Below are 24,764 nucleotides of genomic sequence, written 5' to 3' on the forward strand. Positions count from 1 at the left end.
GTTTTATTAATTTATCATCTTGAATAAAATTCCGACCGGAATCAAGCATTGTAAGTAATACAATATTTAAACTTTAGTCATTGGTGGTAAGAAGATAGTCTTTATGTTCAGAGAATCTATTTCTTTATATCTTTCAGGAGAGCTTTTTTATATTTATTGAGACACTTTTTTTGTTAATTAGAAGTATTTTTATATGCATAGATTGATTTATAAGCAGTTGTGTTCATAAACATTATTTTCCTTTCCAATTGAGTTGAATTTTGACAAAATGAAACATGTCACAATGGTCAATTTAAAGTAATATGACCATTCATCGTTTTGCAGGAACTTTGCAGGAATTTTGCATGCTGCTTGTAAATTGTCATACAATACAAAAACTTAATCAAAGTTTTTAATTAAAGCTCTTAATGCTATGTTAGAAGTATTTCGTTCCACTTCAAGCAAACTTATATTGCTACTGGTTATTGTTTTAGTGGCTATATTGCAATATCAGTTTTGGTTAGGTGAGGGTGGTTATTTTCCTCATCAAGCGCTTATGCAGCAGATTCAACAACAAGCCGAAGTAAATGACGAGCTTAAAGAGCGAAACCGTATTTTGGCAGCTGAAGTTTTCGACCTAAAGAATGGTACGGAGGCGATAGAAGAGCATGCTCGCCTAGATCTAGGTTTGGTTAAGCCACATGAGACATTTGTTCAAATGAGTACAATTAGTACCCATTACAAACCTATTTATATTGACCCGAACGCTAAAGTAGATTTGGAAACTAATGAGACACCTCCATCACCAGACATCCCAGATTAAATTATGGGCAGTTATCCCTGCGGCTGGTTCAGGAAGTCGGTTTTCCAAAACTGAATTAAAGCAATACCAATATATTCAAGATGCTACTGTTATAGAACATACGGTTAAGCGTTTAAGTCAGCTTCCGCTGACGGGTTATGTCTTGGCAATTGGAAAACAGGATACTTTTGCCTCAACTTTATCTTTTCAAGATAAGCATAAAGCGCATTTTTGTAATGGTGGTGTTGAACGTGTGCATTCGGTATTAAATGCGCTGAATTATCTATCACAGATTGCGGATGAAGATGATTGGGTATTAGTACATGATGCAGCAAGGCCTTGTGTGACTTTTGAATGCTTGAATACTCTTGTTAAAAATGCAATTGAGACTAATCAGAGTGCTATTTTGGCAATTCCTGTACGCGATACGCTAAAACAAGTGAATCAGGAACAGCAAATTGACAAAACTGTGAGTCGAGAGCTGTTGTGGCAAGCTCAAACTCCTCAAATTGCTAAAATTGGAATTCTTAAAAAAGCAATAGAAACAGCGCTAAAAAATAATTTGACTATTACAGATGAAGCGAGTGCACTTGAATCTATAGGAGAGAGTGTACAGGTGGTCATGGGGCGTTCTGATAATATAAAAATTACTTACCCCGATGATTTAGAACTTGCTCGCTTGATTCTACAATCACAAAATTAAGATTTTATTACAGGATAGATGGTAATTTTTAGTTATAAAATAGCCTAAGTAAATATGGTGTTTCTACATATCTATTCAAAATAATTAGTATTTTTTTACAACTTGTATTTGTAAGATTGAATAAGTAATTTACTTAGATAATGTTCGATAGTCGAACAAAAAAATCCTAAATCGAACAAAACTATATATAGCTGACTAGATCAAAATCTGAAAATTATCAAAAATGTTTAAAAGGGAAATCTAAGGGAAACACTCGGGATTGAGTGAAATATTTATCTATTCTTCTCGCCTCAGTGTGCCTAAATCTCTTACCTCTCTCTTCTTCAATGAGCACAATGGAGTTGTCTAATGATTGACAAAAGTAAGTCCTCACTAAGCGAGGTTTTATCGCAGATTAAAGATGGTGCAACCATTCTGATTGGTGGTTTCGGTACCGCAGGACAACCCGCTGAACTCATTGATGGTCTGATTGATCTTGGCGTTAAGGACCTGACCATTGTGAGCAACAATGCCGGTAATGGGGATTATGGTCTGGCTAAACTGCTCAAAGCCGGTTCAATTAAAAAAGTGATTTGCTCTTTCCCACGTCAGTCTGACTCTTATGTGTTTGATGAACTGTACCGTGCCGGAAAGGTTGAACTTGAACTGGTACCGCAAGGCAATCTGGCGTGCCGTATTCAGGCAGCAGGTATGGGCCTTGGGGCGGTGTTTACCCCAACGGGCTTTGGAACACTTTTGGCCGAAGGCAAAGAAACCCGTCATATTGATGGTAAAGATTACGTGCTTGAGTATCCGATCAAGGCTGACTTTGCCCTGATTAAAGCCTATAAGGGCGACCGCTGGGGCAATCTGGTTTACCGTAAATCTGCACGTAACTTTGGCCCGATCATGGCCATGGCTGCTGATGTCACCATTGCTCAGGTCTCTGAAGTGGTTGAATTGGGTGGATTAGACCCGGAACACATCATTACCCCAGGTATCTTTGTACAGCATGTTGTACAAGTACAGCCCGCACAGTAAGCAATAAGGAGAAATAACATGAGCTACCAGAAACTCAGCCGTGACCAGATTGCAAAGCGTGTGGCACAAGATATTCCAGATGGTGCCTATGTGAACTTGGGTATTGGTTTACCGACCAAGATTGCCAGCTACCTACCTGCTGACAAAGATGTCTTCCTACATTCTGAAAATGGCCTGTTGGCTTTTGGCCCACCGCCAGCTGCGGGTGAAGAAGACCCTGAACTGATTAATGCGGGTAAAGAGTTTGTGACTATGCTTGAAGGCGGGAGCTTTTTCCACCATGGCGATTCATTTGCGATGATGCGTGGTGGTCACCTTGATATTGCCGTACTTGGTGCATTTCAGGTTGCAGCCAATGGTGACTTGGCCAACTGGCACACGGGTGCACCGAATGCGATTCCTGCCGTAGGTGGTGCGATGGATTTGGCGGTTGGTGCCAAGAAAGTATTTATCACTACAGACCATGTGACCAAACAAGGTGAGCCGAAGATTGTGGCTGAGCTGACCTATCCGGTAACGGGTAAACACTGTGTTGACCGTATTTACACTGACCTGTGTGTAATTGATGTGACCAAAGATGGTTTAAAGGTGATTGAGAAAGTTGAAGGTCTTAGCTTTGATGAGTTACAGGCTTTAACCGGTGCAACTTTGATTGATGCGACTCAAGGGTAAGGAAGTAGGGAAATGACATTAAAAAACGCTTATATCATCGATGCCATCCGTACTCCATTCGGCCGTTATGCCGGTGGCCTTGCACCTGTCCGTGCCGATGACCTTGGCGCTGTGCCAATTAAAGCACTTATACAGCGTAACCCAAGTGTAGATTGGGAACAGGTCGATGATGTGATCTATGGCTGTGCCAACCAAGCCGGTGAAGATAACCGTAATGTCGGCCGTATGTCAGCATTGCTTGCTGGATTACCTTATCAAGTGCCGGCAACGACCATTAACCGTTTATGCGGTTCATCACTCGATGCCATTGCCATTGCTGCCCGTGCTATTAAAGCAGGTGAAGCGAATCTGGTGATTGCTGGTGGTGTGGAAAGCATGAGCCGTGCACCTTATGTAATGGGTAAGTCTGACTGTGCCTTTGGCCGTAGCCAGAAGATTGAAGACACCACCATGGGCTGGCGTTTCATTAACCCTAAACTTAAAGAATTGTATGGTGTAGACACCATGCCCCAGACTGCCGAAAACGTCGCTGAACAGTTCAACGTGAATCGTGCAGATCAGGACCAGTTTGCCTTGGTGAGCCAACAACGCACCGCAAGCGCGCAAGCCAAAGGCTTTTTTTCTAAAGAAATCGTGGCAGTTGAAATCCCTCAGCGTAAGGGTGATGCGGTGGTGATTGATACCGATGAGCATCCTCGTGCATCAACCACACTTGAAGGTTTAAGCAAACTTAAACCTGTGGTTAAAGCAGATGGCACAGTTACTGCGGGGAATGCTTCAGGCATTAACGATGGTGCAGCGGCTCTGCTGATTGCTTCTGATGATGCAGTTCAGGCTTACAACCTAAAACCACGTGCCAAGATCATTGCTTCGACAGCTGTAGGTGTAGAACCACGCATTATGGGTTTTGCTCCGGCACCAGCCATTAAAAAATTACTTAAACAAGCCAACCTGACTTTAGAGCAAATGGATGTAATTGAGCTCAATGAAGCCTTTGCTGCACAGGCTTTGGCAGTGACCCGTGATTTAGGCTTACCAGACAACTCTGACAAGGTAAATCCAAACGGTGGTGCCATCGCTTTAGGTCATCCACTTGGTGCATCAGGTGCACGTCTTGTGACGACAGCTTTAAACCAGCTTGAACAAACAGGTGGCCGTTATGCCTTGTGTTCAATGTGTATTGGGGTAGGTCAAGGTATCGCATTGATTATTGAGAGAGTCTAATCATGAGCCAGTTATATGCCAGCTTGTTTTACCAAAAAGACGTCACTGAAATCTTTAGTGATTCATCTTTAATCACCTACATGATTCAGGTTGAAGTTGCGTTAGCCCAAGCGCAGGCACAAGTTGGCGTGATTCCTCAAAATGCAGCAAATACCATTGCCCAAGTAGCTGAACAGGCGTTAGAAAAGTTTGACTTTTCGGCTTTGGCGGTAGCAACTGGCTTAGCTGGGAATATCGCAATTCCATTTGTAAAACAGCTTACGGCAATTGTTAAAGATACTGATGAAGATGCTTCACGTTATGTGCATTGGGGAGCAACCAGTCAGGATATTTTAGACACAGCTTGTATTTTGCAATGCCGTGATGCGTTGAATATTGTGGAAGGTCAACTTCAACAGTGCTACACCACAGCATTACAACAAGCTAAACAATATCGCCATCAAGTCATGATTGGGCGTACATGGTTACAGCAAGCTTTACCTATTACTTTAGGGCATAAGCTTGCTCGTTGGGCTTCTGCATTTAAACGTGATTTAGATCGTATACAAGCTATGAAGTCACGTGTGCTCACTGCTCAGTTAGGCGGTGCTGTGGGTTCGTTGGCTTCATTGCAAGATCAAGGTTCACTTGTGGTCAGCGCATTTGCGAAGCAACTGAATCTGACTGTACCAACAAGTACATGGCATGGTGAGCGTGATCGTATTGTAGAAATTGCAAGTGTGCTTGGCATGATTGTCGGGAATACGGGCAAGATGGCACGGGATTGGTCACTCATGATGCAAACTGAAATTGCAGAGTTGTTTGAGCCAACCGCAAAGGGTCGTGGTGGTTCATCGACCATGCCTCATAAGCGTAATCCAGTTGCGGCAGCATCCGTATTGGCCGCGGCGAATCGTGTACCAGCACTGATGTCTAGCATTTATCAAAGCATGGTACAGGAACATGAACGTAGCTTAGGTGCGTGGCATGCAGAATGGTTAGCAGTTCCAGAAATCTTTCAGCTTTGTGCTGGAGCATTAAGCCGTACTGGTGAAGTTCTACAAGGTTTTGAAGTTAATGCTGAGCATATGCAACAGAACCTTGAGTGTACCAACGGGTTAATTATGGCAGAAGCGGTGATGATGGCACTTGCTCCCAAAATTGGTCGTTTAAATGCTCATCATTTAGTTGAAGCTGCATGTAAAACAGCAGTAGCACAAAATGAGCATTTGTTTGATGTTGTTAGCCAACTAGATGAAATAAAAGGGCAGTTTAGCCAAGAAGAGATAAGGAATATTTTCAAACCAGAAAACTATTTAGGCAATATTCAGCAACAGATTGATGCGGTTTTGAAAGAAGCACAAGGAGAGTCAAAGTGAAACAGACTATTAGCAATCGTCAAGGAAAACAGTTAGCAGTTTATACAGATGGTCTAAAAGATGCTCCTGTGCTTATGTTTTCTAATTCATTAGGAACAGACCATGGTATGTGGCAACCTCAGCTGAATGAATTAAAAAGTCATTTTAATGTCATTACATACGACACACGTGGTCATGGCGAAAGTGATGTAATTAGTGACACCACATTGCAAAACTTAGCTGAAGATGTTGTTGATATTTTAGATGCCTTGAATATTGAAAAAGCTCATTTTTGCGGCATATCAATGGGCGGAATTACAGGGCTTTGGTTGGGTATTCATCATCCAAATCGTTTTAATAGTATTACGGTTGCAAACTCAGCAGCCAAAATTGGTCAGACTGAGGCTTGGTTAAGTCGTGCTGAATCGGTAGAAAAAAATGGTTTAGCCGAGCTAGTTAAAACTACGCATACCCGCTGGTTCAGTGAAAAATTTGACTATCAACATAATGTGGTTGCACAGACAACGATTCAAAGTCTCGCAAACACACCAGCACAAGGTTATGCCAATGCATGTCGCGCTTTAGCGTATGCTGATTTAAGAGATGAAATTGCACAAATTCAAATTCCAGCGCTACTGATTGCAGGAACAGAAGATCCGGTAACGACAGTGGCAGATGCCGAATTTATGCAGAAAGCAATTAATAATAGCCAGCTTGCAAAACTTGAAGCATCTCATCTTTCTAATATTGAGCAACCACAAAGATTTACTCAGGAATTGACTAGATTTATTCAGCAAATCTAATCGCTTAGTAATTTAAAAGGAATTGGCCTTAAGGAGGCAAATATGGCGTCTCAGGATTACGCTACACCAAGCAAAAGCATCGATGCTCAAGCACTGATTAATGATGCTCCACTTAGTAAATATCAATGGATGATCGCAATCATCTGTTTCTTAATTATTTTTACTGATGGTATCGATACAGCTGCAATGGGTTTTATCGCTCCAGCATTGGCTCAGGACTGGGGCGTTGACCGTTCTCAGTTAGGGCCGGTGATGAGTGCCGCACTTGGTGGAATGATTATTGGAGCTTTAGTTTCTGGCCCGACAGCTGACCGCTTTGGCCGCAAAATTGTTTTAGCCTTTTCGATGCTTGTATTTGGTGGGTTCACCTTGGCATCTGCTTATGCAACCAACTTGGATAGCCTTGTCGTTTTACGGTTTTTGACAGGTATTGGGCTTGGCGCAGCTATGCCGAATGCGACCACTTTATTTTCTGAGTACTGTCCAACCCGCATTCGCTCATTACTCGTGACATGTATGTTCTGTGGCTACAACTTGGGTATGGCTACAGGTGGTTTTATTAGCAGTTGGCTTATCCCGACCTACGGTTGGCATAGTTTATTTTTGCTCGGCGGCTGGTCACCTTTAATTTTAATGATTTTAGTGATTTTGGTGTTACCTGAGTCTTACCGCTTTTTAATTGTGAAAGGTAAGAATCCAGAAAAAGTACGCAAAATCTTAAACCATATTGCACCAGCACAGATTCAAAATGCGACAGCATTTCATGTGCCTGAAGAAAAAACAGAAGTTGTTCAAAAGAAAAATGTCTTTGGAATTATGTTTTCTAAGCCATATGCCAAAGGTACGGTTTTGCTTTGGGTGACTTACTTCATGGGACTCGTGGTTGTTTACTTGCTAACAAGTTGGTTACCAACACTTATGCGTGAAACAGGTGCTTCGATGGAGCGCGCTGCATTTATTGGCGGTTTGTTCCAGTTCGGTGGTGTGGTGAGTGCATTGTTTATTGGTTGGGCAATGGACAAATTTAACCCGAACCGAGTTATCGCCATTTTCTACTTTGCTGCAGGTCTCTTTGCAATTGCCGTTGGTCAGAGCTTAGGCAACTCAACCTTACTTGCAGTATTGGTACTTTGTGCGGGTATCGCCATTAATGGTGCGCAATCTTCGATGCCGGCGTTAAGTGCACGCTTCTATCCAACTCAGTGCCGCGCAACTGGTGTGTCTTGGATGACGGGTATTGGGCGTTTTGGTGCGGTATTTGGTGCGTGGATTGGAGCTGTGTTACTCGGCAATGATTGGTCGTTTACCGCCATTCTTAGTTTATTACTCATTCCAGCGACCGCTGCTGCTGTTGCGGTATTTATTAAATCAATTGTTGCGCATACCGATGCAACTTAATAGAGGTCTATCACAATGAATGATGAACAACACTATAAACAAGGCATTGAGGTGCGGACTGAAGTTTTGGGTGAAAAACATGTTGGTCGGTCTTTGCAGAACCTAAATGACTTTAACCAAGATTTTCAAAATTTTATTAGCCGTTATGCATGGGGCGAAGTGTGGTCTCGCCCAGGCTTACCACGTCATACCCGTAGTTTAGTGACTATCGCAATTTTATTGGCACTGGGCCGCGAAGATGAACTACGCATGCATTTACGTGCTTGTTTCAACAACGGTGTAACTAAAGAAGATTTAAAAGAGCTGATCTTACACAGTTCACTCTATGCGGGTTTACCTGCTGCAAACGCTGCAATGCATATGGCTGAAGAAGTCTTTAAAGAGTTGGGGATAGAAGTAAACCCAATTGCAGCGAAAGAACAGGATTAAGGAGATAAAGATGTCACAACATAGCTGGGGTGCTTACGCCCAACGTAATACAGATGATCATCCACCAGCGTATACGCCAGGTTATAAAACAAGTGTATTACGTTCGCCAAAAAATGCATTGATCTCAATTAATGAGACTTTAACAGAAGTCACTGCGCCGCATTTTTCTTCAAATCTGTTTGGCCCAAAAGATAACGATTTGATTTTGAACTATGCCAAAGATGGTTTGCCAATTGGTGAGCGTGTCATTGTTCATGGCTATGTTCGTGACCAATTTGGTCGTCCTGTAAAAAATGCACTTCTAGAAGTATGGCAAGCCAATGCTTCTGGTCGTTACCGCCATCCAAACGATAAGTTTATTGGTGCAATGGACCCTAACTTTGGTGGTTGTGGTCGTACCTTAACTGATGAAAACGGTTTTTATATTTTCCGTACCATTAAACCTGGTCCGTACCCATGGCGTAACCGTATTAATGAATGGCGTCCTGCACATATTCATTTCTCTTTAATTGCTGATGGTTGGGCTCAGCGCCTGATTTCGCAGTTTTATTTTGAAGGCGATACGCTCATTGATACTTGTCCGATCTTAAAAACGATTCCTTCTGAAGATCAACGTCGTGCCTTGATTGCACTAGAAGATAAAAACAACTTTATCGAAGCAGATAGCCGTTGTTACCGTTTTGACATCACTTTACGTGGACGTCGAGCGACTTACTTCGAAAATGATTTGACTTAATCGGGAGCACGAGCATGAACAACTGGAATTTTCAGGAATTAAAAGAAACTCCATCTCAAACAGGTGGTCCTTACGTTCACATTGGTTTATTGCCACAACAGGCCGGTATTGAAGTTTTTGAAAATAACTTTAATAACCAGTTGGTTCAAGACCAGACAAAAGGTGAGCGTATTCGTCTTGAAGGTCAAGTGTTTGACGGATTAGGTTTACCGCTACGTGATGTACTCATTGAGATTTGGCAGGCCGATGCGAGCGGTATTTATCCAAGTCAGGCAGATACGCGTGAGCAAAAAGCTGACCCGGCATTTCAGGGTTGGGGCCGTACAGGTGCCGATTTTGAAACAGGCGTTTGGAGCTTTAATACAATTAAACCGGGTGCGACAGCAGGCCGTAAAGGTTCAATTCAGGCACCTCATATTGCATTAGTGATTTTCGCTCGTGGTATCAACTTAGGGCTTCATACACGTGTTTATTTTGAAGATGAAGCTGAAGCAAATGCTAACGATCCAATTCTAAATAGCATTGAATGGGCACCACGTCGCCAAACACTTATTGCGAAACGTTTTGAAGAAAATGGTGAGGTTGTTTACCGCTTTGATATTCGTATTCAAGGCGATGACGAAACTGTATTTTTTGATATCTAAGAAACACCCAAGGCTACACCTGATTATTCAAGGATGCGTGTAGCCTTTTTAAGGATGAACCTATGAACATGAAAACATTATTAAGCCTAAGTTTGCTTGCACTCCCATTTTTCGCAGCACAGGCAAATGCTGAGCCAGTTACTTTAAATGCTCAAACACAGCCTACTGCCACAGCCGTTAAAACGATTGTTCCGATTACCGCAAAAACTAAAGAACAAGCATTGGCACAAGCTCAAGTCATTGCAAATACAGCAGATGCTGATTTAGCAGAGTTCCGTATCGATTTATTAAGCTTTGCCAGCGATACAAAACAAGTCATTGCCTTAGGTCATGAGCTGAAAAAGATTTTAGGCAATAAGCCAATGATTGCCACTATTCGTACCAAAAACGAAGGGGGCCAGCTTGAAATTAGCGATGCTGATTATGGTAAGACTTATCAAGCTTACTTAAAAAATCCGTTCATGGATTGGTTAGATGTTGAAATGTTCCGTGATCAAAAAGTAGTTTCAGAAATTGTTCAAAAAGCACATCAAAAGAAAGTGCTCGTTGTCATGTCTAATCACGACTTCCAAAAAACACCAAGCCAAGATGAAATTGAAAAACGCTTGTTAAAACAAGATCAAATGGGCGCAGATGTTCTCAAAATTGCCGTAATGCCTAAATCTAAACAAGACGTTTTCACTTTAATGAACGCAACTTTAAAGGTAAGCCAGCAAACCACTAAGCCATTATTGACAATGTCGATGGGGCAATTAGGTACGATTTCTCGTGTTGCGACTGCCAATATGGGCGGAAGTTATAGCTTTGGCATGATTGGGCAGGCTTCTGCACCGGGTCAAATTGATGTGACCAAGCTCAAACAGATTTTACAAACAGTTCAACCAACAAACCCATAAATCATAAGGATATGATGAAATGAATACATTACGTTTAACTACTCTTGCATTAGGTTTGATGGTTTCAGGAGTAGCGGCAGCACAAACTTATGTTGTTGACCGTTATCAAGACGATAGCAATAAAGGCTCTTTACGCTGGGCAATTGAACAAGCCAATGCAAACCCAAGCGAAGCTAGCGACATTTTGATTCAAGCAGTAGGCAAAGCACCTTATGCGATTAAATTAAACAGCGCACTTCCTGAGATTAAAGCACCTGTCAAAATCATTGGTACTCAGTGGGATAAAACTGGCGAATATATTGCAATTGATGGTTCAAATTATATTAAAGGCGAAGGTGCAAAAGCTTGTCCAGGTGCAAACCCTGAGCAGTACGGCACCAATGTACGTACCATGACTTTACCGGGGTTGGTACTACGTGACGTCAACAATGTCACTTTAAAAGGTTTAGACATTCATCGCTTCTGTATTGGGGTATTGATTAACCGCTCGAGCAATAACCTGATTCAACATAACCGTATTAGTAATAACTACGGCGGTGCTGGTGTTATGTTGACGGGTGATGATGGTAAAGGTAACCCAACTGCAACCACGACTAATAACAACAAAGTCTTAGATAACATTTTCCAAGACAATGGAGATGGTTTAGAACTGACACGTGGTGCAGCATTTAACTTAATTGCGAATAACCATTTTGTTTCAACGAAAGCAAATCCAGAACCATCACAAGGTATTGAAATTTTGTGGGGTAATGACAATGCCGTAGTTGGTAATAAATTCGAAAACTATTCAGATGGTTTACAGATTAACTGGGGCAAACGTAACTATATCGCCTACAACGAAATGACCAATAACTCGATTGGTTTCAATATGACGGGTGATGGCAACATTCTTGATAGCAATAAAGTACATGGTAACCGTATTGGTGTAGCCATTCGCTCTGAAAAAGACGCAAATGCAAGAATTACATTGACTAAAAACCTGATTTGGGACAATGGGAAAGATATTAAACGTTGTGAAGCAGGTGGTTCATGTGTACCAGATCAGCGTTTAGGGGCAATTGTATTTGGAGTACCTGCACTTGAGCATGAAGGATTTGTTGGTTCTCGTGGTGGTGGTGTGGTGATTGAACCATCTAAGCTTCAAAAGACATGTACTCAGCCAAATCAACAGGACTGTAATGCTCAGCCGAATCAGGGTATTAAAGCTCCTAAGTTAACAGCGAATAAAGGTTCAGTTACAGTAGAAGTTAATGGCTTACCAAATCAACGCTATCAAGTTGAGTTTTTTGGCAACCAAAATGCAGCATCAAAAGAAGCTGAGCAATATTTAGGAACAATAACAGTAGCTACAGATGCCGAAGGTAAAGCAAAAGCCAATTGGAAACCAACAGTCAAAGTTGCCTCAATTACAGCAAATGTGACTGATCGCTTCGGTGCTACATCTGAGCTCGGGTTTGTGCAAGTTAAATAACAAAAAATAAAGCGCCTAAAAACAGGGGCGCATTTCAGAAAAGACAAAAGGGACTTGAAATGCCAAATGTAATGAAACTGAGTGTGCTAACAATTGCTGTATTGGGCAGCCAATTTGCACTTGCAAATGAGCCGTGGTCACAAGACCGTCAATGGTTGCTAGGCGACTGGAATGGAAAACGCCAGCAATTAGAGCAGCAGGGCTATAAATTTACGGCTTCTATTATGAGCCAAAGTGCCACAAATTTAGATGGTGGTTACAACGACAGCAATACTTTTGAAAATGCTGCACAACTTTCTTTAGGTGCCAACTTCGATTTAGAAAAAATTGTTGGTTGGAAAGATACAACAGCGAGCCTAGTCGTGACTAAACGTGACGGCAATGCATTAACTCTTGAGCGTATTAAAGACCCACGTTCTAGCCAATTGGGCAATGCTCAAGAAATTTATGGTCGCGGGAAAATTTGGCGTTTATCCCAAGCATGGGTGAAGAAGGGCTTTGTTGATAATACTGTACAGGTCAAATTTGGTCGTATGGGAATGTCAGAGGACTTTAATAGTTCTCAATGTGAGTTTCAGAACTTATTGCTTTGCGGTGGGCAGTTAGGAAAATCAATTGGTTCAATTTGGTATAACTCACCAGTCGGTGTTTGGGCGACAAACGTTAAATATCAGTTTGCACCTGAGTGGACTTTAGGTATTGGTGTGTATGAGGTCAATCCAGACAATATTAAAACCGAATCAAACAGTGATGGTTTTAATCTAGATATGAACAACGTGAAGGGCGCTACCATACCAGTTGAACTTGCATGGAAACCAAAACTTGCTGCTTTTAATGGTTTACCGGGTGAATATAAAGTAGGTGCGCTGTACTCAACCGCAGAAGCAAATGATATTAAAACTGCGGGTAAAGTGCATGACGGAAAACAAAGCTTCTGGATTAATGCACAGCAACAACTTAGCCATGCCGGCCAAGATCCGAAACGCGGTTTATATGTCAGTTTTAACGGCGTTGTAAATGATAAAGCAACGACTTTTGTTCAAAGTACACAACAACTTGCTCTTTGGTATAAGGGACCGTTTGATAGCCGTCCAAATGATTCGATTGGTTTTGGTATTGCCAATTATGTAGTCAATGACCGTGCTAAAGATAAACAGATCTCGACAAACGAAAGCCGAGGATACTATAGCTATGATTCGATTGCATCTGACTATATTCCAATTCAAGACGACGAGTTAAATGTCGAGTTGAACTATACCTATCAATGGTCTCCGGCCGTCATGTTACGTCCAAACATTCAATATATCCATCAACCTGCTGGTGTGAAAGAAGTCGATGATGCTTGGGTGGCAGGCCTGAGTGTAAAAGTTAATTTTTAATAATATTGATGGCTGGTTAGACATGGTTTAACTGGCCCAAATGCTTGAACTATTCGGGTTCAGTATATGTGGAGTAGGATCTATGTCTGAGTCAGATTCTAAGTTTCATATCTTATTCAAAATATGGTGTTTTATTTTAGGTTTAGCTTTATTGGCTACTGGTATTTTTTATATCGTGGGCGGTGGAAAGCTAGTATCTCTCGGTGGTTCTTGGTATTTCCTTATCTCAGGACTGTTTATAACCATTTCAGCAATTAGTATTTTCCGAAAAAAAGCGCTGGGTGTCTGGATTTTTGCGGCTGTTTTTATTGGTACCGTAATTTGGTCACTCATTGATGCTGGATGGGAATTTTGGCCGTTATTCTCGCGGTTAATGTTTCCTGCTGGTCTTTTTGCTGCGTTGTTATTTACCTTACCTTCAATTCGACGTTACCAATTTCAAACTAGTTTGGCATCTTCAGCCTATGCCGTAGGTGGCTTAGTTGTTGTGGGAATGTTGATTGCGCTCTATCAAATGTTCCAACCGCATCCAACAGTAGCAAGCTCAGGTGAAAAACTACCTTTAGTACCAGTTGACCCTGCAAAAAAACAGGTGAATTGGGAAAATTATGGAAATGATGCAGGTGGTAGTCGCTTTGTTGCTCTCGATCAAATTAACCGAGATAACGTTCATAAACTAAAAGAAGCTTGGCGTTTTAGAACAGGTGATTTTACAACGGGTAGCGGTAATGGTGCCGAAGACCAAATGACGCCACTACAAGTTGGAAATAAAGTCTTTTTATGTACGCCACATAACAACATTTTTGCCATAGATGCTGACTCGGGCAAACAGATCTGGAAAGCTGAGGTAAACTCAAAAGCCGATGCTTGGGAACGTTGCCGTGGTGTTGCATACTTCGATTCAACTAAACCACTGGTGCAACCAACTTTAGCTGGTGCAACTCCAGTCACTACTGTTGCCAACAACACAGCCTGTCCACGTCGTGTATATACCAATACGCCAGATGGCCGTTTAATTGCAGTCAATGCAGATAATGGTCAGCGCTGTGCGGACTTTGGTGTAAATGGAACGGTTGATCTACTCGAAGGCTTAGGCGGTGGGACTAAGGCTCCACGTTTTGAAGTGACTTCTGCACCAACTATTGCCGGAACAACTATTGTGGTGGGTAGCCGTATTGCCGACAACGTGGCAGCAGATATGCCGGGTGGTGTAATACGTGGTTATGACGTGATTACGGGTAAACTTCGCTGGGCATTTGACCCGCGTAATCCAGATCCTAACTATGTTCTTAAACCGGGTGAAACCTATAAACGTAGTTCGGCAAACTCTTGGGCTGCAATGTCATATGATCCACAAATGAATACGGTGTTTTTACCGATGGGTAGTTCATCTGTCGACATTTGGGGGGGTAACCGTAATCCTTTAGATCACAAATACAATACTTCTGTTTTGGCACTTGATGCGACAACGGGTAAAGAAAAGTGGGTATATCAAACTGTTCATAACGATTTATGGGACTTTGACTTACCAATGCAACCAAGTCTAGTCGACTTTCCATTAAAAGATGGTACGACTAAGCCAGCTGTTGTGATTGGAACCAAATCAGGCCAATTCTTTGTTCTTGACCGTGTAACTGGTAAACCGCTAACTAAAGTGATTGAACAACCAGTGAAAGCGGCAAATATTCCGGGTGAGCAATATAGCTTAACTCAACCGCGTTCTGTTGAAATGCCTCAAATCGGTAATCAGACTTTAACCGAGTCAGATATGTGGGGCGCAACGCCGTTTGATCAGCTCATGTGCCGTATTAACTTTAAGTCAATGCGTTACGAAGGTTTATTTACTGCACCGGGTACTGATGTTTCATTAAGCTTCCCTGGTTCTTTAGGTGGCATGAACTGGGGTAGTATTGCTTTTGACCCGACACATCGTTACATGTTCGTAAACGATATGCGTCTTGGTTTATGGGTTCAACTCATTAAACAAACACCTGAAGATATTAAGATTCAGGCGAGTGGTGGCGAAAAAGTAAATACAGGTATGGGTGCTGTACCAATGAAAGGTACACCATATAAAGTGAATAAAAACCGCTTTATGTCCGCTTTAAGTATTCCTTGTCAAAAACCACCGTTTGGTACCATGACAGCAATTGACATGAAAACTCGTCAGGTTGCATGGCAAGTACCACTTGGTACAGTTGAGGACACTGGACCACTTGGTATTAAGATGGGCTTGAAAGCCCCAATTGGTATGCCAACTATTGGTGGGCCAATGGCAACTCAAGGTGGCTTAGTCTTCTTTGCTGCAACTCAAGATTATTACTTGCGTGCTTTTGATTCATCTACAGGTAAAGAGCTGTGGAAGTCACGTATGCCAGTAGGTAGTCAAGGTACACCAATCAGCTATGTTTCACCTAAAACAGGTAAACAATATGTAGTGGTTACCGCGGGTGGTGCACGACAGTCTCCAGACCATGGTGATTATGTGATCGCATATAGTTTAGATAAGTAATGAAAGAGGGCAAAAGGATAAATTTTCTTTTGCCCTTATTTTTTAATATCTTTTTTCTATTAAAGTATTTGCGTAAATTCTGTAATTTTAGTGGGATAGCTTTACCAAATAGTAAAAAAGTGCTTGAAGTTATTGCTAAACTTAAAATATTCCTATAATTGATTCATCCTGAACACTAGATATAGCCGAACTATTAAGCATTTTTTTATAATGTTTTACCTATAAATAAAATTTCAAAATTTATTAAGTTTTGTTTAACTTAAAGTTGTGAATTTTAATTAAAAATAAACATTATTGAGTTTTTAACTCTAAAAAACAGGTTTTTTTTGTTGGAAAAACGAGCGTAAATATATACTTATATTATATTTAAATAATGTATTGCATTAAGATAGAATGGTCGGCGCAGGTTATTACTACCCAGTAATAATTTGTATTTCAGGAATTTAAGCTTTAATTGGCTTAAGGCTCATCTAACGATGGGCCTTTTTTTATGTGCTTTATATTTTAATTTTCTTGATAACTAAAAATAGCCTAAGTAATAGCAAATAATACTATGAAAAATGAGTCTTTAATGACAATTTGCATATGATTTGTTAGATTAATGCCACTTGATAATAATAGGTGATGTAATGAGATTTTTAGTTCTTGCAACTTTATCCGGTTTGGCTTTAATGGGTTGTGCTTCTGTTCAACAAGCATCTAATACACAAGAAACCATTCGTTATGCTTCTAGTCCATGTTTCGGCGCATGCCCAATTTACTCAGTAGAAGTAACACCTACAGGTTTAATTCGTTTTGAAGGTAAGCAATATACAAAAGCAATTGGCGTTAAAGAAATTCAAGGTAGCGTAAAAGATTATCAAAAACTTGCTGATGAATTAAAAACTTATCGCCCGCAAACAGGAACCCAATCTAAAACTGCAGGTTGTCAGCAAACTGCGACCGATATGCCTAGCTATTACATCACCTGGATTCAACCCAATGGTACAGAAACAAAATTAAGCCATTACACAGGTTGTATCTCTCCAGCAAATAATAGATTAAATAAAGTTATGGAAAAATTACCTGAACAATTAGGCATTAAAGATCTAATTTAATGATAAAAGCCCCAAAATCTTGGGGTTTTTTCTTGTTAAGAAGAATTATAAACTTAAAGGTTTTATATTAAGTATTTCTAAAAGAATCAGCGTATAATACAGATTATAAAAACATATATTGTTAAGAGTGCTTATATGTCAAGTATTGTCTATGCCTTTGTGGGTGGTTTATTACTCGGTATCGCAACAGTTGGGTATTTATATATAAATGGTCGTATAGCTGGAATTAGTGGTTTGCTTGCTCAATTCATTAGCCCATCTAGAGATATATTTAAAAGTTCTGCATTCTGGTTCATTGCAGGACTCGTGATTACACCTTTCATATATGGTTATTTCTATCAGCCTGAAATCGAAATTAAAGCCAATTCATTTGTACTTATTCTGGCAGGGCTACTTGTTGGTTTTGGTACACGACTTGGATCAGGCTGTACAAGTGGGCATGGTATTTGTGGAATGAGCAGGCTATCAAAACGCTCAATAATAGCGACCGCAGTTTTTATGTTTGCTGGCATGCTGACTGTTTATATCATTCGCCATGTGCTGGGGTAATCTTATGAAAAATATCTTTGCTTTTATATTTGGTGGTTTGTTTTCATTGGGGTTAATGATTTCTGGTATGTCTAACCCTGCAAAGGTTTTAGGGTTTCTAGATATTTTTGGACAATGGGATATTAGCTTAATGTTTGTGATGCTAGGTGCTATTGCTGTGGCATTTATTCCGTTTCAAAGGGCTATTAAAAAACCAAAAACGATTTTTAATGAACAAATTCAATTACCAACAAATACACAGATTGACCAAAGGTTAATTGTAGGCGCTTTTATTTTCGGTATAGGCTGGGGAATAGCAGGTATATGTCCAGCGCCCGCTTTAACTCTTATTGGATTAGGGCATTTTGAAGCACTTTATTTTATTGTCGCGATGTTAGTAGGAATGTTTATTTACCGAATTTTAAATAAAGGAAATTAAAGATATGCAACAACCTCTAGTAAAAGATTTTTTTGATGAAAATACCAATACTTTTAGCTATGTTGTTGCAGATTTAGCGACTCTTCAATGCGCTATTATTGATAGCGTGCTTGATTACGATGCCGCATCGGCCACTACAAAAACAACTAATGCTGATCTGATCGTCGATTATGTCTTGGCGCAAAATTTCAAAGTGCAATGGATTTTAGAAACCCATGTACATGCGGACCATATGACTGCTGCCCAATATTTAAAATCTAAATTAGGCGGTAAAATTGCGATTAGTCAAAAAATCTCGGTAGTACAAGAAACATTTTCGGCTATCTATAATTTTGATTTTAAGAAATTTAATGAAAATCAGCCTTTTGATTATCTATTTGAAGATTATGAACATTTCAAAATAGGGGATATAGAAGCCTATAACATTCCTACACCAGGGCATACACCTGCTTGTTTAAGCTATGTGATTGGTGATGCTGTTTTTGTCGGGGATACTTTATTTATGCCCGATTATGGTTCGGCTAGATGCGACTTTCCTAAAGGAAGTGCTGCTGAGCTTTATGATTCGGTACAAAAGCTTTATACACTTCCTGACGATATGCGTATGTTTCTATGCCATGACTATAAGCCCGAAGGTCGTGATGAATATATCTGTCAAACAGATATAAAAACTCAAAAGCAAAGCAATATCCATTTAAATCGACGAGTTTCCAAAGAATCATTCATAAAAATGCGTCAAGAAAGAGATGCTACTTTGGCAATGCCAAAATTAATTCTGCCTTCAATTCAAATTAATATGAACGGTGGAAATTTTCCGGAACCTGAAGCGAATGGCATCCGCTATTTAAAAATCCCATTTAATTACTTTTAGAAATAGCCTAAGCATACATTCCGACCATTTTATTTATTCAAATAGCCTAAGCAAAAATAAAATTAATCTTATGGAAATAGCCTAAGCAAGATTTAAAGAACTTGTCTTAAATCCCGCGCAGTCTCTTGCAATAGCGGCAAAATATGTTGAATTAAATATTCTTCAGTTGTTCTCATGGTTGGAGAAACAATGTTTAAGGCAGCAACCACTTTAAAATCTTGTCCATAAATCGGTACGGCGAGCGCATGGACACCTAATTCGTGCTCTTCACGTGAATAACACCAATCTTGTTCTCGGATTTCTTTGAGTAACTCTAAAAATTTATCATTTTCGACATGCGTATATTTAGTTAAACGTTGAAGCGGATATTTTTGGAGCCAGTCCAATTGTTCTTCTTGGCTTAAATGTGCCAGTAAAATTTTACCCGCTGAAGTTGCATGAGCAGGTAAGCGATTACCCAAATGCAAACCATATGGATTTACGCGGTCGGTTTGTTGATGCGCGGCACTACGGGCAATGGTAATGGCTTCATAACCATCAAGAACCATCACTGAATAAATAAGGGAAGTCTGGTTAGTTAACAGATTTAATAAAGGCTGGGACACTTTTGGAAGCTGAGCTGCACCTAAATAAGCTCCTGAAAATTTAAGAACCTTTGGGGTTAAATAGTAATAGTGGCCATCTGACTCAAGATATCCTAAATATTCTAATGTTAATAAATGGCGTCTTGCTGCCGCTCGGGTGAGCCCAGTTTTTTCAGCCGCCATAGAAATGTTTAAACGATGTTGATTACTACTAAAACTATCTAAAATCGCCATGCCTTTACCAATGCCAGCAATGTAATCTTCATGACGAATCGTTTTTTTGTTGTCTTGATTCTGGATTATCCGTTCATCTTTACTCATTACTGATCCTTGTACGATAGAAGCTTAGTAGATCAATTTGCTTTACTGAAAAAGTTTAATAATTTCATGTCGCAAAAATTGATGCCTTAAATTATCCCTTAAATCTTCGTGCCAAAACATACCCATTTTAATATTGGTCATCTCAAAAGGTAGAGAATGTAACCGAATCTTAGGGCTATAAGATAAATGCTGCAAAATCATACGGGGCATGGTGAGTATTGCGTCGGCTTGGGCTCTCAAGACTTGTAACGCGGTTGAGTAGTTTTGACAGCGCATAAATACATTTCTTGAAATTTTTTGGTGTTGGTTTAAATAAATATCTTCAAGTAAAGCACCCGTACGGCGTGATGAAACACCAATGTGTCGTCCATTAATATAACTAGCTAAATCGACTTCTTTAAGTTGGCTGCAAATAACGAAATCATCTGTGACCAAATGATCAAAGGTAATTTTTGGAGATAAGTATTGTTCTAGATCAATCACGAAATCGAGCTGTTGTGTCGCCAAGTCCGCCATAATATGTTTTCGATCGAGCTTCATACTGACAAACTGCAAATCTAAATTAAGATTTTGAAAATGTTGAGCCAATCTTGGAAGAATAATTGGCTCAATTTCGTCATGCACGGCAATTTTTAAGCTTTTTAAACTTGTTGGGTCGAACACATGTCTCTGTTGGCTAATATTTTGGATGGTTAAAAGTGCTTGCTTAACAGTTGGATAAATGTGTTCTGCAAAAGGCGTTGCAGACATTTTATTACCTACACGTATAAATACATCATCTTCAAGTTGTTGACGTAAACGCTGCAAAGCATGACTTGCTGCTGACTGCGTAATATTGAGACTACTTGCCGCATTTGAAATACTTTTTTGCTCATAAATCGCGATAAAAAGCGGATATAAATTAATATCGATTCGGTGAAAAAAACTTAAGTCTAAGCCATGTAGGTTATGAATATTATTCATGATGCATTATTTAATAAAATCATTTCATTCATATTAAGTTTCAAGTTATGTTGATGTAAAGAATAGATAATGATGTAAAGGAAAAAGAATGTTTGAACTCTCCAAGAAAGCTCAAGATTTTGCTGAGCGAACTAAAAAATTTATTTTAGAAGAAATAGAACCTGTCGAAGCAAAATTTTGGGAAGAAGTTCATGAGTTAAATCCAGATGGAAACTGGAAAAAATGGCAGTGGCCCGAGCTTTTAGAAACTCTAAAATCTAAAGCTAAACAAGCTGGTCTTTGGAATATGTTTTTACCCGATGAAAAGCTAGGTGCTGGGTTAACTGTTCAAGAATATGCACATATTGCTGAATTGACTGGCCGCAGTTTATTGGCACCAACCGTTTTTAACTGTAATGCACCAGATACGGGAAATATGGAGGTGTTATGGCGCTATGGCAGTGAGCAGCAAAAACAGCAATGGTTAGAGCCTTTATTGGACGGAAAAATTCGCTCGGTTTTTTGCATGACTGAACCTGATGTTGCATCAAGTGATGCAACCAACATGCAAGCGACCGCACTCATTGACGGTAATAAAATTGTTTTAAATGGCAAAAAATGGTGGTCGTCTGGTTTAGGTGATCCAAATGCTAAAGTCATTATTTTTATGGCCCATACTCCAGATGAAACTAAAGACCGCCACCATCAACACTCTATGGTTTTAGTACCGATTGATACGGCGGGTGTCGAAATTCAACGTATGTTACCTGTGTTTGGTGACTACGATGCGCCACATGGACACGGTGAAGTTCACTTTAATAATGTTCGAGTGCCTATTGAAAACTTTATTGGTGGAGCGGGCCAAGGTTTTGAAATTGCACAAGGGCGTTTAGGGCCAGGACGTATTCACCATTGCATGCGCTGTATTGGGGCTGCTGAAAAAGCGCTAGAACTCATGATTGATCGTGGCATGGCTAGAACGGCGTTTGGTAAAGAAATTTTAAAACTCGGTGGAAACCTCGAACGCGTGGCTGATGCTCGAGTCGCCATAGATCAAGCCAGACTTTTAACCTTGTATGCTGCTTATAAAATGGATACTTTAGGGAATATGGCTGCTTTAACAGAAATATCTGCAATTAAAGTGGTTGCTCCGAGTGTTTTAGAAAAAGTAGTCGATATGGCGATTCAGCTACATGGCGGTGCGGGCGTTTCAAGAGATACGCCATTAACGGGTTTCTTTGCCCAAGCTCGCAGTTTACGTTTAGCTGATGGCCCAGATGAAGTACATAAAGGCATGATTGCCAAATTAGAGTTGGCCAAACGTGGTTATGGTCGTCATAAGAAAGTATAAGTTTAAAGGAAGTGAATATGTCGGTAATTGATGTAGGCGGTGAAGTACGTGAAGGTGAAGAGCTTGATATTGGGGCAGTTGAAAACTGGTTAAAAAACCAAGGGGTTGAATTGGTTGGCCCAGCAGTCGTTACTCAATATACGGGCGGGGCGTCGAATTGGACTTATCGTTTAAAATATGAAAATACCGATTTAATTTTGCGACGTCCCCCAAAAGGAACAAAAGCGAAGTCAGCCCACGACATGGCCCGTGAATATATGGTGCAGAAAAATCTTGCGCCTTATTATCCAGTGCTTCCTAAAATGGTTGCACTTTGTCAGGACGAATCGGTCATTGGCTGTGATTTTTATGTCATGGAACGGATTGAAGGCATTATTCCTCGTGCAAAATTACCGCCTGAACTTGGTTTTAATGAAGAAGATGTTCATGAGCTTTGTGTCAATGTTATTGATAAGTTGATTGAGTTACATCAAGTTCCTTATGAAAACACGCCTTTAGCTGAACTAGGCAAAGGTACAGGATATTGCCGTAGACAAGTTGAAGGTTGGGATAAACGCTATGAAAAAGTCCGCACAATCAACGTTCCTTCATTTAAATATGTTCGAAAATGGCTAAACGATAATATCCCTCAAGATTCTACAACTTGTATTATTCACAATGATTGGCGTTTTGATAATGTGATTTTAGATCCAGAGCATCCAATAAAAGTGATTGGTGTATTGGATTGGGAAATGGCGACCTTGGGGGATCCATTAATGGATTTGGGTAGCGCTTTGGCTTATTGGGTTGAGCCAACGGATAATATGATTTTTAGATCAACACGCCGTCAGCCGACTCACTTAAAGGGAATGTTCTCTCGTAAAGAAGTCGTTGAATATTATTTGCAAAAAACAGGATTGGACCCTCAAAACTGGGCTTTTTATGAAGTGTTTGGTGTATTCCGATTAGCCGTGATTGCCCAGCAAATCTATTATCGTTATTACCATAAACAAACCCGAAACCCTGCTTTTAAAGATTTCTGGATTGTCATTCATGCGCTACATATTCGAGCTTTAAAACTTATCGCGCAGCAAAAACTGCAAGACTCAGAATTTGCTCAGCAATCTCTACAGAAAATACAGGGTATTTTAAGAAAATGACCACAATTTATCTGGTAAGACATGGGCAGGCATCATTTGGTAAAAGTAACTATGATGAGTTGTCTGAAAATGGTGAAGCTCAAGCGACTTTATTAGGCCAATATTTTAAGCAAATATTGAAAGAAAAACCTTATGTGGTTGCTGGAACTATGCAGCGCCACGAGCAAACTGCAAAGCTCGCACTCAATGAATGCTTTCCAGATGCGATGATTCATCATAATAATTTATGGAATGAATTTAACCACCAACAGGTTTTCGCTCGTTACGAACCGCGTTTTGAACAGCCTGAACTTTTAAAAGCTGATGTAGCACAAGAACAGAACCCTCGCGCATATCTTGCCAAAATATTCGAAAATGCCATTGGACGATGGACAGATGGTGATTTCCATCATGAATATGATGAGTCTTGGCCACACTTTAAAGAAAGAGTCGAAACAGCATTGCAGCAACTTTGTGATGAGTTAGCAAAAACTAAACCTCGCTATGCAGTAGTTTTTACCTCTGGTGGTGTGATTTCTGTAGCAATCGGAAAATTGCTTGAACTTAGCCCTAATCGAACTTTTGCGTTGAATTGGGCAATCGCGAATACAAGCCTCACGACTTTGCGTTTGGTTGGAAATGAAGCTCAAGTTTTAAGTTTAAATGAACATCATTTTATAAAAGCTAAGCGTCCAGATTTACTGACATGGATTTAAAATAAGGATAAAAGCATGGCAAAGACGATTTTAATTACAGGCGCAAGTTCTGGATTAGGCGCAGGTATGGCGCATGAATTTGCAGTGAAAGGTTATAACTTGGCGATTTGTGCACGCCGTTTAGACAGATTGGAAGATTTAAAAACGGAACTTGAGAATCAGTACGGTATTAAAGTCATTGCGAAAAGTTTGGACGTAACCGATTACGATCAGGTTTTTGAAGTATTTCGTGCCTTTAAACAAGAATTTGGCTATTTAGACCGAATTATTGTAAATGCCGGAGTAGGCAATGGCCGTCGTATTGGTAAAGGTAATTTTGAAATTAACAGAGCCACAGCTGAAACAAACTTTATCTCTGCCTTAGCACAGTGTGAGGCGGCGACTGAAATTTTTAGAGAGCAAAACGCTGGTCATTTGGTGGTGATGTCATCCATGAGTGCGATGCGTGGATTACCAAAACATTTATCGACTTATGCGGCAAGTAAAGCTGCAGTTGCTCACTTGGCCGAGGGTATTCGTGCTGAATTACTAGATACTCCAATTAAAGTCTCAACCATTTTCCCGGGTTACATCCGAACTGAAATGAATGAAGGTGCTAAACATTTACCTTTTGAAGTCGATGCCAAAACAGGATGTAAAGCTTTGGTCAAAGCGATCGAAAAGCAACCTGTAAAAGCTTATGTGCCACAGTGGCCGTGGTTACCCATGAGTATTGCCATGAAGGTTTTGCCTTTAAAGTTGGTCAATAAATTAGGATAAAAAATACCCCCTAAAGTTTAGGGGGTATTTTTT

General features: G+C 40.3%; 25 protein-coding genes. 23 read left to right on the forward strand and 2 right to left on the reverse strand.

All coding sequences use genetic code 11. The features are described 5' to 3' along the window. Nucleotides 1-412 precede the first annotated feature (412 nt). The 19 genes from ftsB (at nucleotide 413) to G9371_RS12665 (ending at nucleotide 18,940) form a co-directional block, all read left to right on the forward strand. The gene (gene ftsB / locus G9371_RS12575; RefSeq protein WP_000895054.1) at nucleotides 413-802 is read left to right on the forward strand and encodes a cell division protein FtsB; all 390 of its coding nucleotides are present in this window, start codon (nucleotides 413-415) and stop codon (nucleotides 800-802) included. Then, a complete protein-coding gene (gene ispD, locus G9371_RS12580; RefSeq protein WP_001216206.1) occupies nucleotides 768-1,484 on the forward strand; it encodes a 2-C-methyl-D-erythritol 4-phosphate cytidylyltransferase in 717 nt (238 codons plus the stop codon). Before ftsB ends, ispD begins: the two co-directional genes overlap by 35 nt. Nucleotides 1,485-1,832: 348 nt before the next feature. Further along, a complete protein-coding gene (locus tag G9371_RS12585) occupies nucleotides 1,833-2,504 on the forward strand; it encodes a 3-oxoacid CoA-transferase subunit A (protein ID WP_000565989.1) in 672 nt (223 codons plus the stop codon). An 18-nt stretch (nucleotides 2,505-2,522) separates the two neighbouring features. Further along, nucleotides 2,523-3,176, forward strand: coding sequence for a 3-oxoacid CoA-transferase subunit B (locus G9371_RS12590; protein WP_000121757.1), 654 nt, complete (start codon nucleotides 2,523-2,525; stop codon nucleotides 3,174-3,176). 12 nt (nucleotides 3,177-3,188) lie between these two features. Next, nucleotides 3,189-4,400 carry a 3-oxoadipyl-CoA thiolase gene (gene pcaF / locus G9371_RS12595; protein WP_029424762.1) on the forward strand — a complete coding sequence of 404 codons (1,212 nt, stop codon included), beginning with the start codon at nucleotides 3,189-3,191 and terminating at the stop codon, nucleotides 4,398-4,400. 2 nt (nucleotides 4,401-4,402) lie between these two features. Beyond that, on the forward strand, nucleotides 4,403-5,758 hold the full coding sequence (locus G9371_RS12600; protein ID WP_029424763.1) for a 3-carboxy-cis,cis-muconate cycloisomerase: 1,356 nt from the start codon (nucleotides 4,403-4,405) through the stop codon (nucleotides 5,756-5,758). Beyond that, complete coding sequence (gene pcaD / locus G9371_RS12605; protein ID WP_000814783.1) at nucleotides 5,755-6,540, forward strand: 3-oxoadipate enol-lactonase; 786 nt, start codon at nucleotides 5,755-5,757, stop codon at nucleotides 6,538-6,540. The genes G9371_RS12600 and pcaD overlap by 4 nt, the downstream gene beginning before the upstream one ends. Nucleotides 6,541-6,582: 42 nt before the next feature. Next, entirely contained in the window at nucleotides 6,583-7,938 is a 1,356-nt protein-coding gene (locus G9371_RS12610; RefSeq protein ID WP_000168125.1) for an MFS transporter, read from the forward strand. A 15-nt stretch (nucleotides 7,939-7,953) separates the two neighbouring features. Continuing rightward, nucleotides 7,954-8,367 (forward strand): 4-carboxymuconolactone decarboxylase, encoded by a 414-nt coding sequence (gene pcaC, locus G9371_RS12615; protein WP_029424764.1) that lies wholly within the window; start codon nucleotides 7,954-7,956, stop codon nucleotides 8,365-8,367. 10 nt (nucleotides 8,368-8,377) lie between these two features. After that, on the forward strand, nucleotides 8,378-9,103 hold the full coding sequence (gene pcaH / locus G9371_RS12620) for a protocatechuate 3,4-dioxygenase subunit beta (RefSeq protein ID WP_000077912.1): 726 nt from the start codon (nucleotides 8,378-8,380) through the stop codon (nucleotides 9,101-9,103). Between the two features lie 14 nt (nucleotides 9,104-9,117). Continuing rightward, nucleotides 9,118-9,747 (forward strand): protocatechuate 3,4-dioxygenase subunit alpha, encoded by a 630-nt coding sequence (pcaG, locus tag G9371_RS12625; protein ID WP_001067207.1) that lies wholly within the window; start codon nucleotides 9,118-9,120, stop codon nucleotides 9,745-9,747. 68 nt (nucleotides 9,748-9,815) lie between these two features. Next, a complete protein-coding gene (gene aroD, locus G9371_RS12630; protein WP_086221569.1) occupies nucleotides 9,816-10,643 on the forward strand; it encodes a type I 3-dehydroquinate dehydratase in 828 nt (275 codons plus the stop codon). Between the two features lie 19 nt (nucleotides 10,644-10,662). Continuing rightward, nucleotides 10,663-12,114, forward strand: a complete 1,452-nt coding sequence (locus G9371_RS12635; RefSeq protein WP_029424766.1) for a nitrous oxide reductase family maturation protein NosD — start codon at nucleotides 10,663-10,665, stop codon at nucleotides 12,112-12,114. Between the two features lie 59 nt (nucleotides 12,115-12,173). Then, nucleotides 12,174-13,493, forward strand: a complete 1,320-nt coding sequence (locus G9371_RS12640; protein WP_029424767.1) for a carbohydrate porin — start codon at nucleotides 12,174-12,176, stop codon at nucleotides 13,491-13,493. 82 nt (nucleotides 13,494-13,575) lie between these two features. Next, nucleotides 13,576-16,005, forward strand: coding sequence for a glucose/quinate/shikimate family membrane-bound PQQ-dependent dehydrogenase (locus G9371_RS12645; protein ID WP_029424768.1), 2,430 nt, complete (start codon nucleotides 13,576-13,578; stop codon nucleotides 16,003-16,005). 629 nt (nucleotides 16,006-16,634) lie between these two features. Next, nucleotides 16,635-17,102, forward strand: coding sequence for a DUF6438 domain-containing protein (locus tag G9371_RS12650; RefSeq protein ID WP_029424769.1), 468 nt, complete (start codon nucleotides 16,635-16,637; stop codon nucleotides 17,100-17,102). Between the two features lie 135 nt (nucleotides 17,103-17,237). Then, entirely contained in the window at nucleotides 17,238-17,651 is a 414-nt protein-coding gene (locus tag G9371_RS12655) for a YeeE/YedE family protein (protein WP_000095339.1), read from the forward strand. A gap of 4 nt (nucleotides 17,652-17,655) precedes the next feature. Further along, nucleotides 17,656-18,069: a DUF6691 family protein gene (locus G9371_RS12660; RefSeq protein ID WP_000789128.1), complete on the forward strand. Its 414-nt coding sequence runs from the start codon at nucleotides 17,656-17,658 to the stop codon at nucleotides 18,067-18,069. Nucleotides 18,070-18,073: 4 nt separating this feature from the next. Next, nucleotides 18,074-18,940 carry an MBL fold metallo-hydrolase gene (locus tag G9371_RS12665; protein WP_001187012.1) on the forward strand — a complete coding sequence of 289 codons (867 nt, stop codon included), beginning with the start codon at nucleotides 18,074-18,076 and terminating at the stop codon, nucleotides 18,938-18,940. A 92-nt stretch (nucleotides 18,941-19,032) separates the two neighbouring features. On the opposite strand, the gene pcaU is transcribed toward G9371_RS12665, so the two are convergent. Next, on the reverse strand, nucleotides 19,033-19,845 hold the full coding sequence (gene pcaU / locus G9371_RS12670; protein WP_000030961.1) for an IclR family transcriptional regulator PcaU: 813 nt from the start codon (nucleotides 19,843-19,845) through the stop codon (nucleotides 19,033-19,035). A gap of 42 nt (nucleotides 19,846-19,887) precedes the next feature. Beyond that, nucleotides 19,888-20,808, reverse strand: coding sequence for a LysR family transcriptional regulator (locus G9371_RS12675; protein ID WP_029424771.1), 921 nt, complete (start codon nucleotides 20,806-20,808; stop codon nucleotides 19,888-19,890). 88 nt (nucleotides 20,809-20,896) lie between these two features. Here G9371_RS12675 and G9371_RS12680 point away from each other — a divergent pair, with 88 nt between their 5' ends. The 4 genes from G9371_RS12680 to G9371_RS12695 are packed head-to-tail and all read left to right on the forward strand — an operon-like array spanning nucleotide 20,897 to nucleotide 24,731. After that, complete coding sequence (locus G9371_RS12680; RefSeq protein ID WP_029424772.1) at nucleotides 20,897-22,138, forward strand: acyl-CoA dehydrogenase family protein; 1,242 nt, start codon at nucleotides 20,897-20,899, stop codon at nucleotides 22,136-22,138. Between the two features lie 17 nt (nucleotides 22,139-22,155). After that, nucleotides 22,156-23,277 (forward strand): phosphotransferase family protein, encoded by a 1,122-nt coding sequence (locus G9371_RS12685; protein ID WP_029424773.1) that lies wholly within the window; start codon nucleotides 22,156-22,158, stop codon nucleotides 23,275-23,277. After that, entirely contained in the window at nucleotides 23,274-23,972 is a 699-nt protein-coding gene (locus G9371_RS12690) for a histidine phosphatase family protein (protein ID WP_029424774.1), read from the forward strand. The genes G9371_RS12685 and G9371_RS12690 overlap by 4 nt, the downstream gene beginning before the upstream one ends. Before the next feature lie 15 nt (nucleotides 23,973-23,987). Beyond that, nucleotides 23,988-24,731 (forward strand): SDR family oxidoreductase, encoded by a 744-nt coding sequence (locus G9371_RS12695; RefSeq protein WP_165471275.1) that lies wholly within the window; start codon nucleotides 23,988-23,990, stop codon nucleotides 24,729-24,731. The last annotated feature ends 33 nt before the right edge of the window (nucleotides 24,732-24,764 follow it).

Source organism: Acinetobacter sp. EKM10A (assembly GCF_011075215.1).
GTDB classification, from domain to species: Bacteria; Pseudomonadota; Gammaproteobacteria; order Pseudomonadales; family Moraxellaceae; genus Acinetobacter; species Acinetobacter baumannii.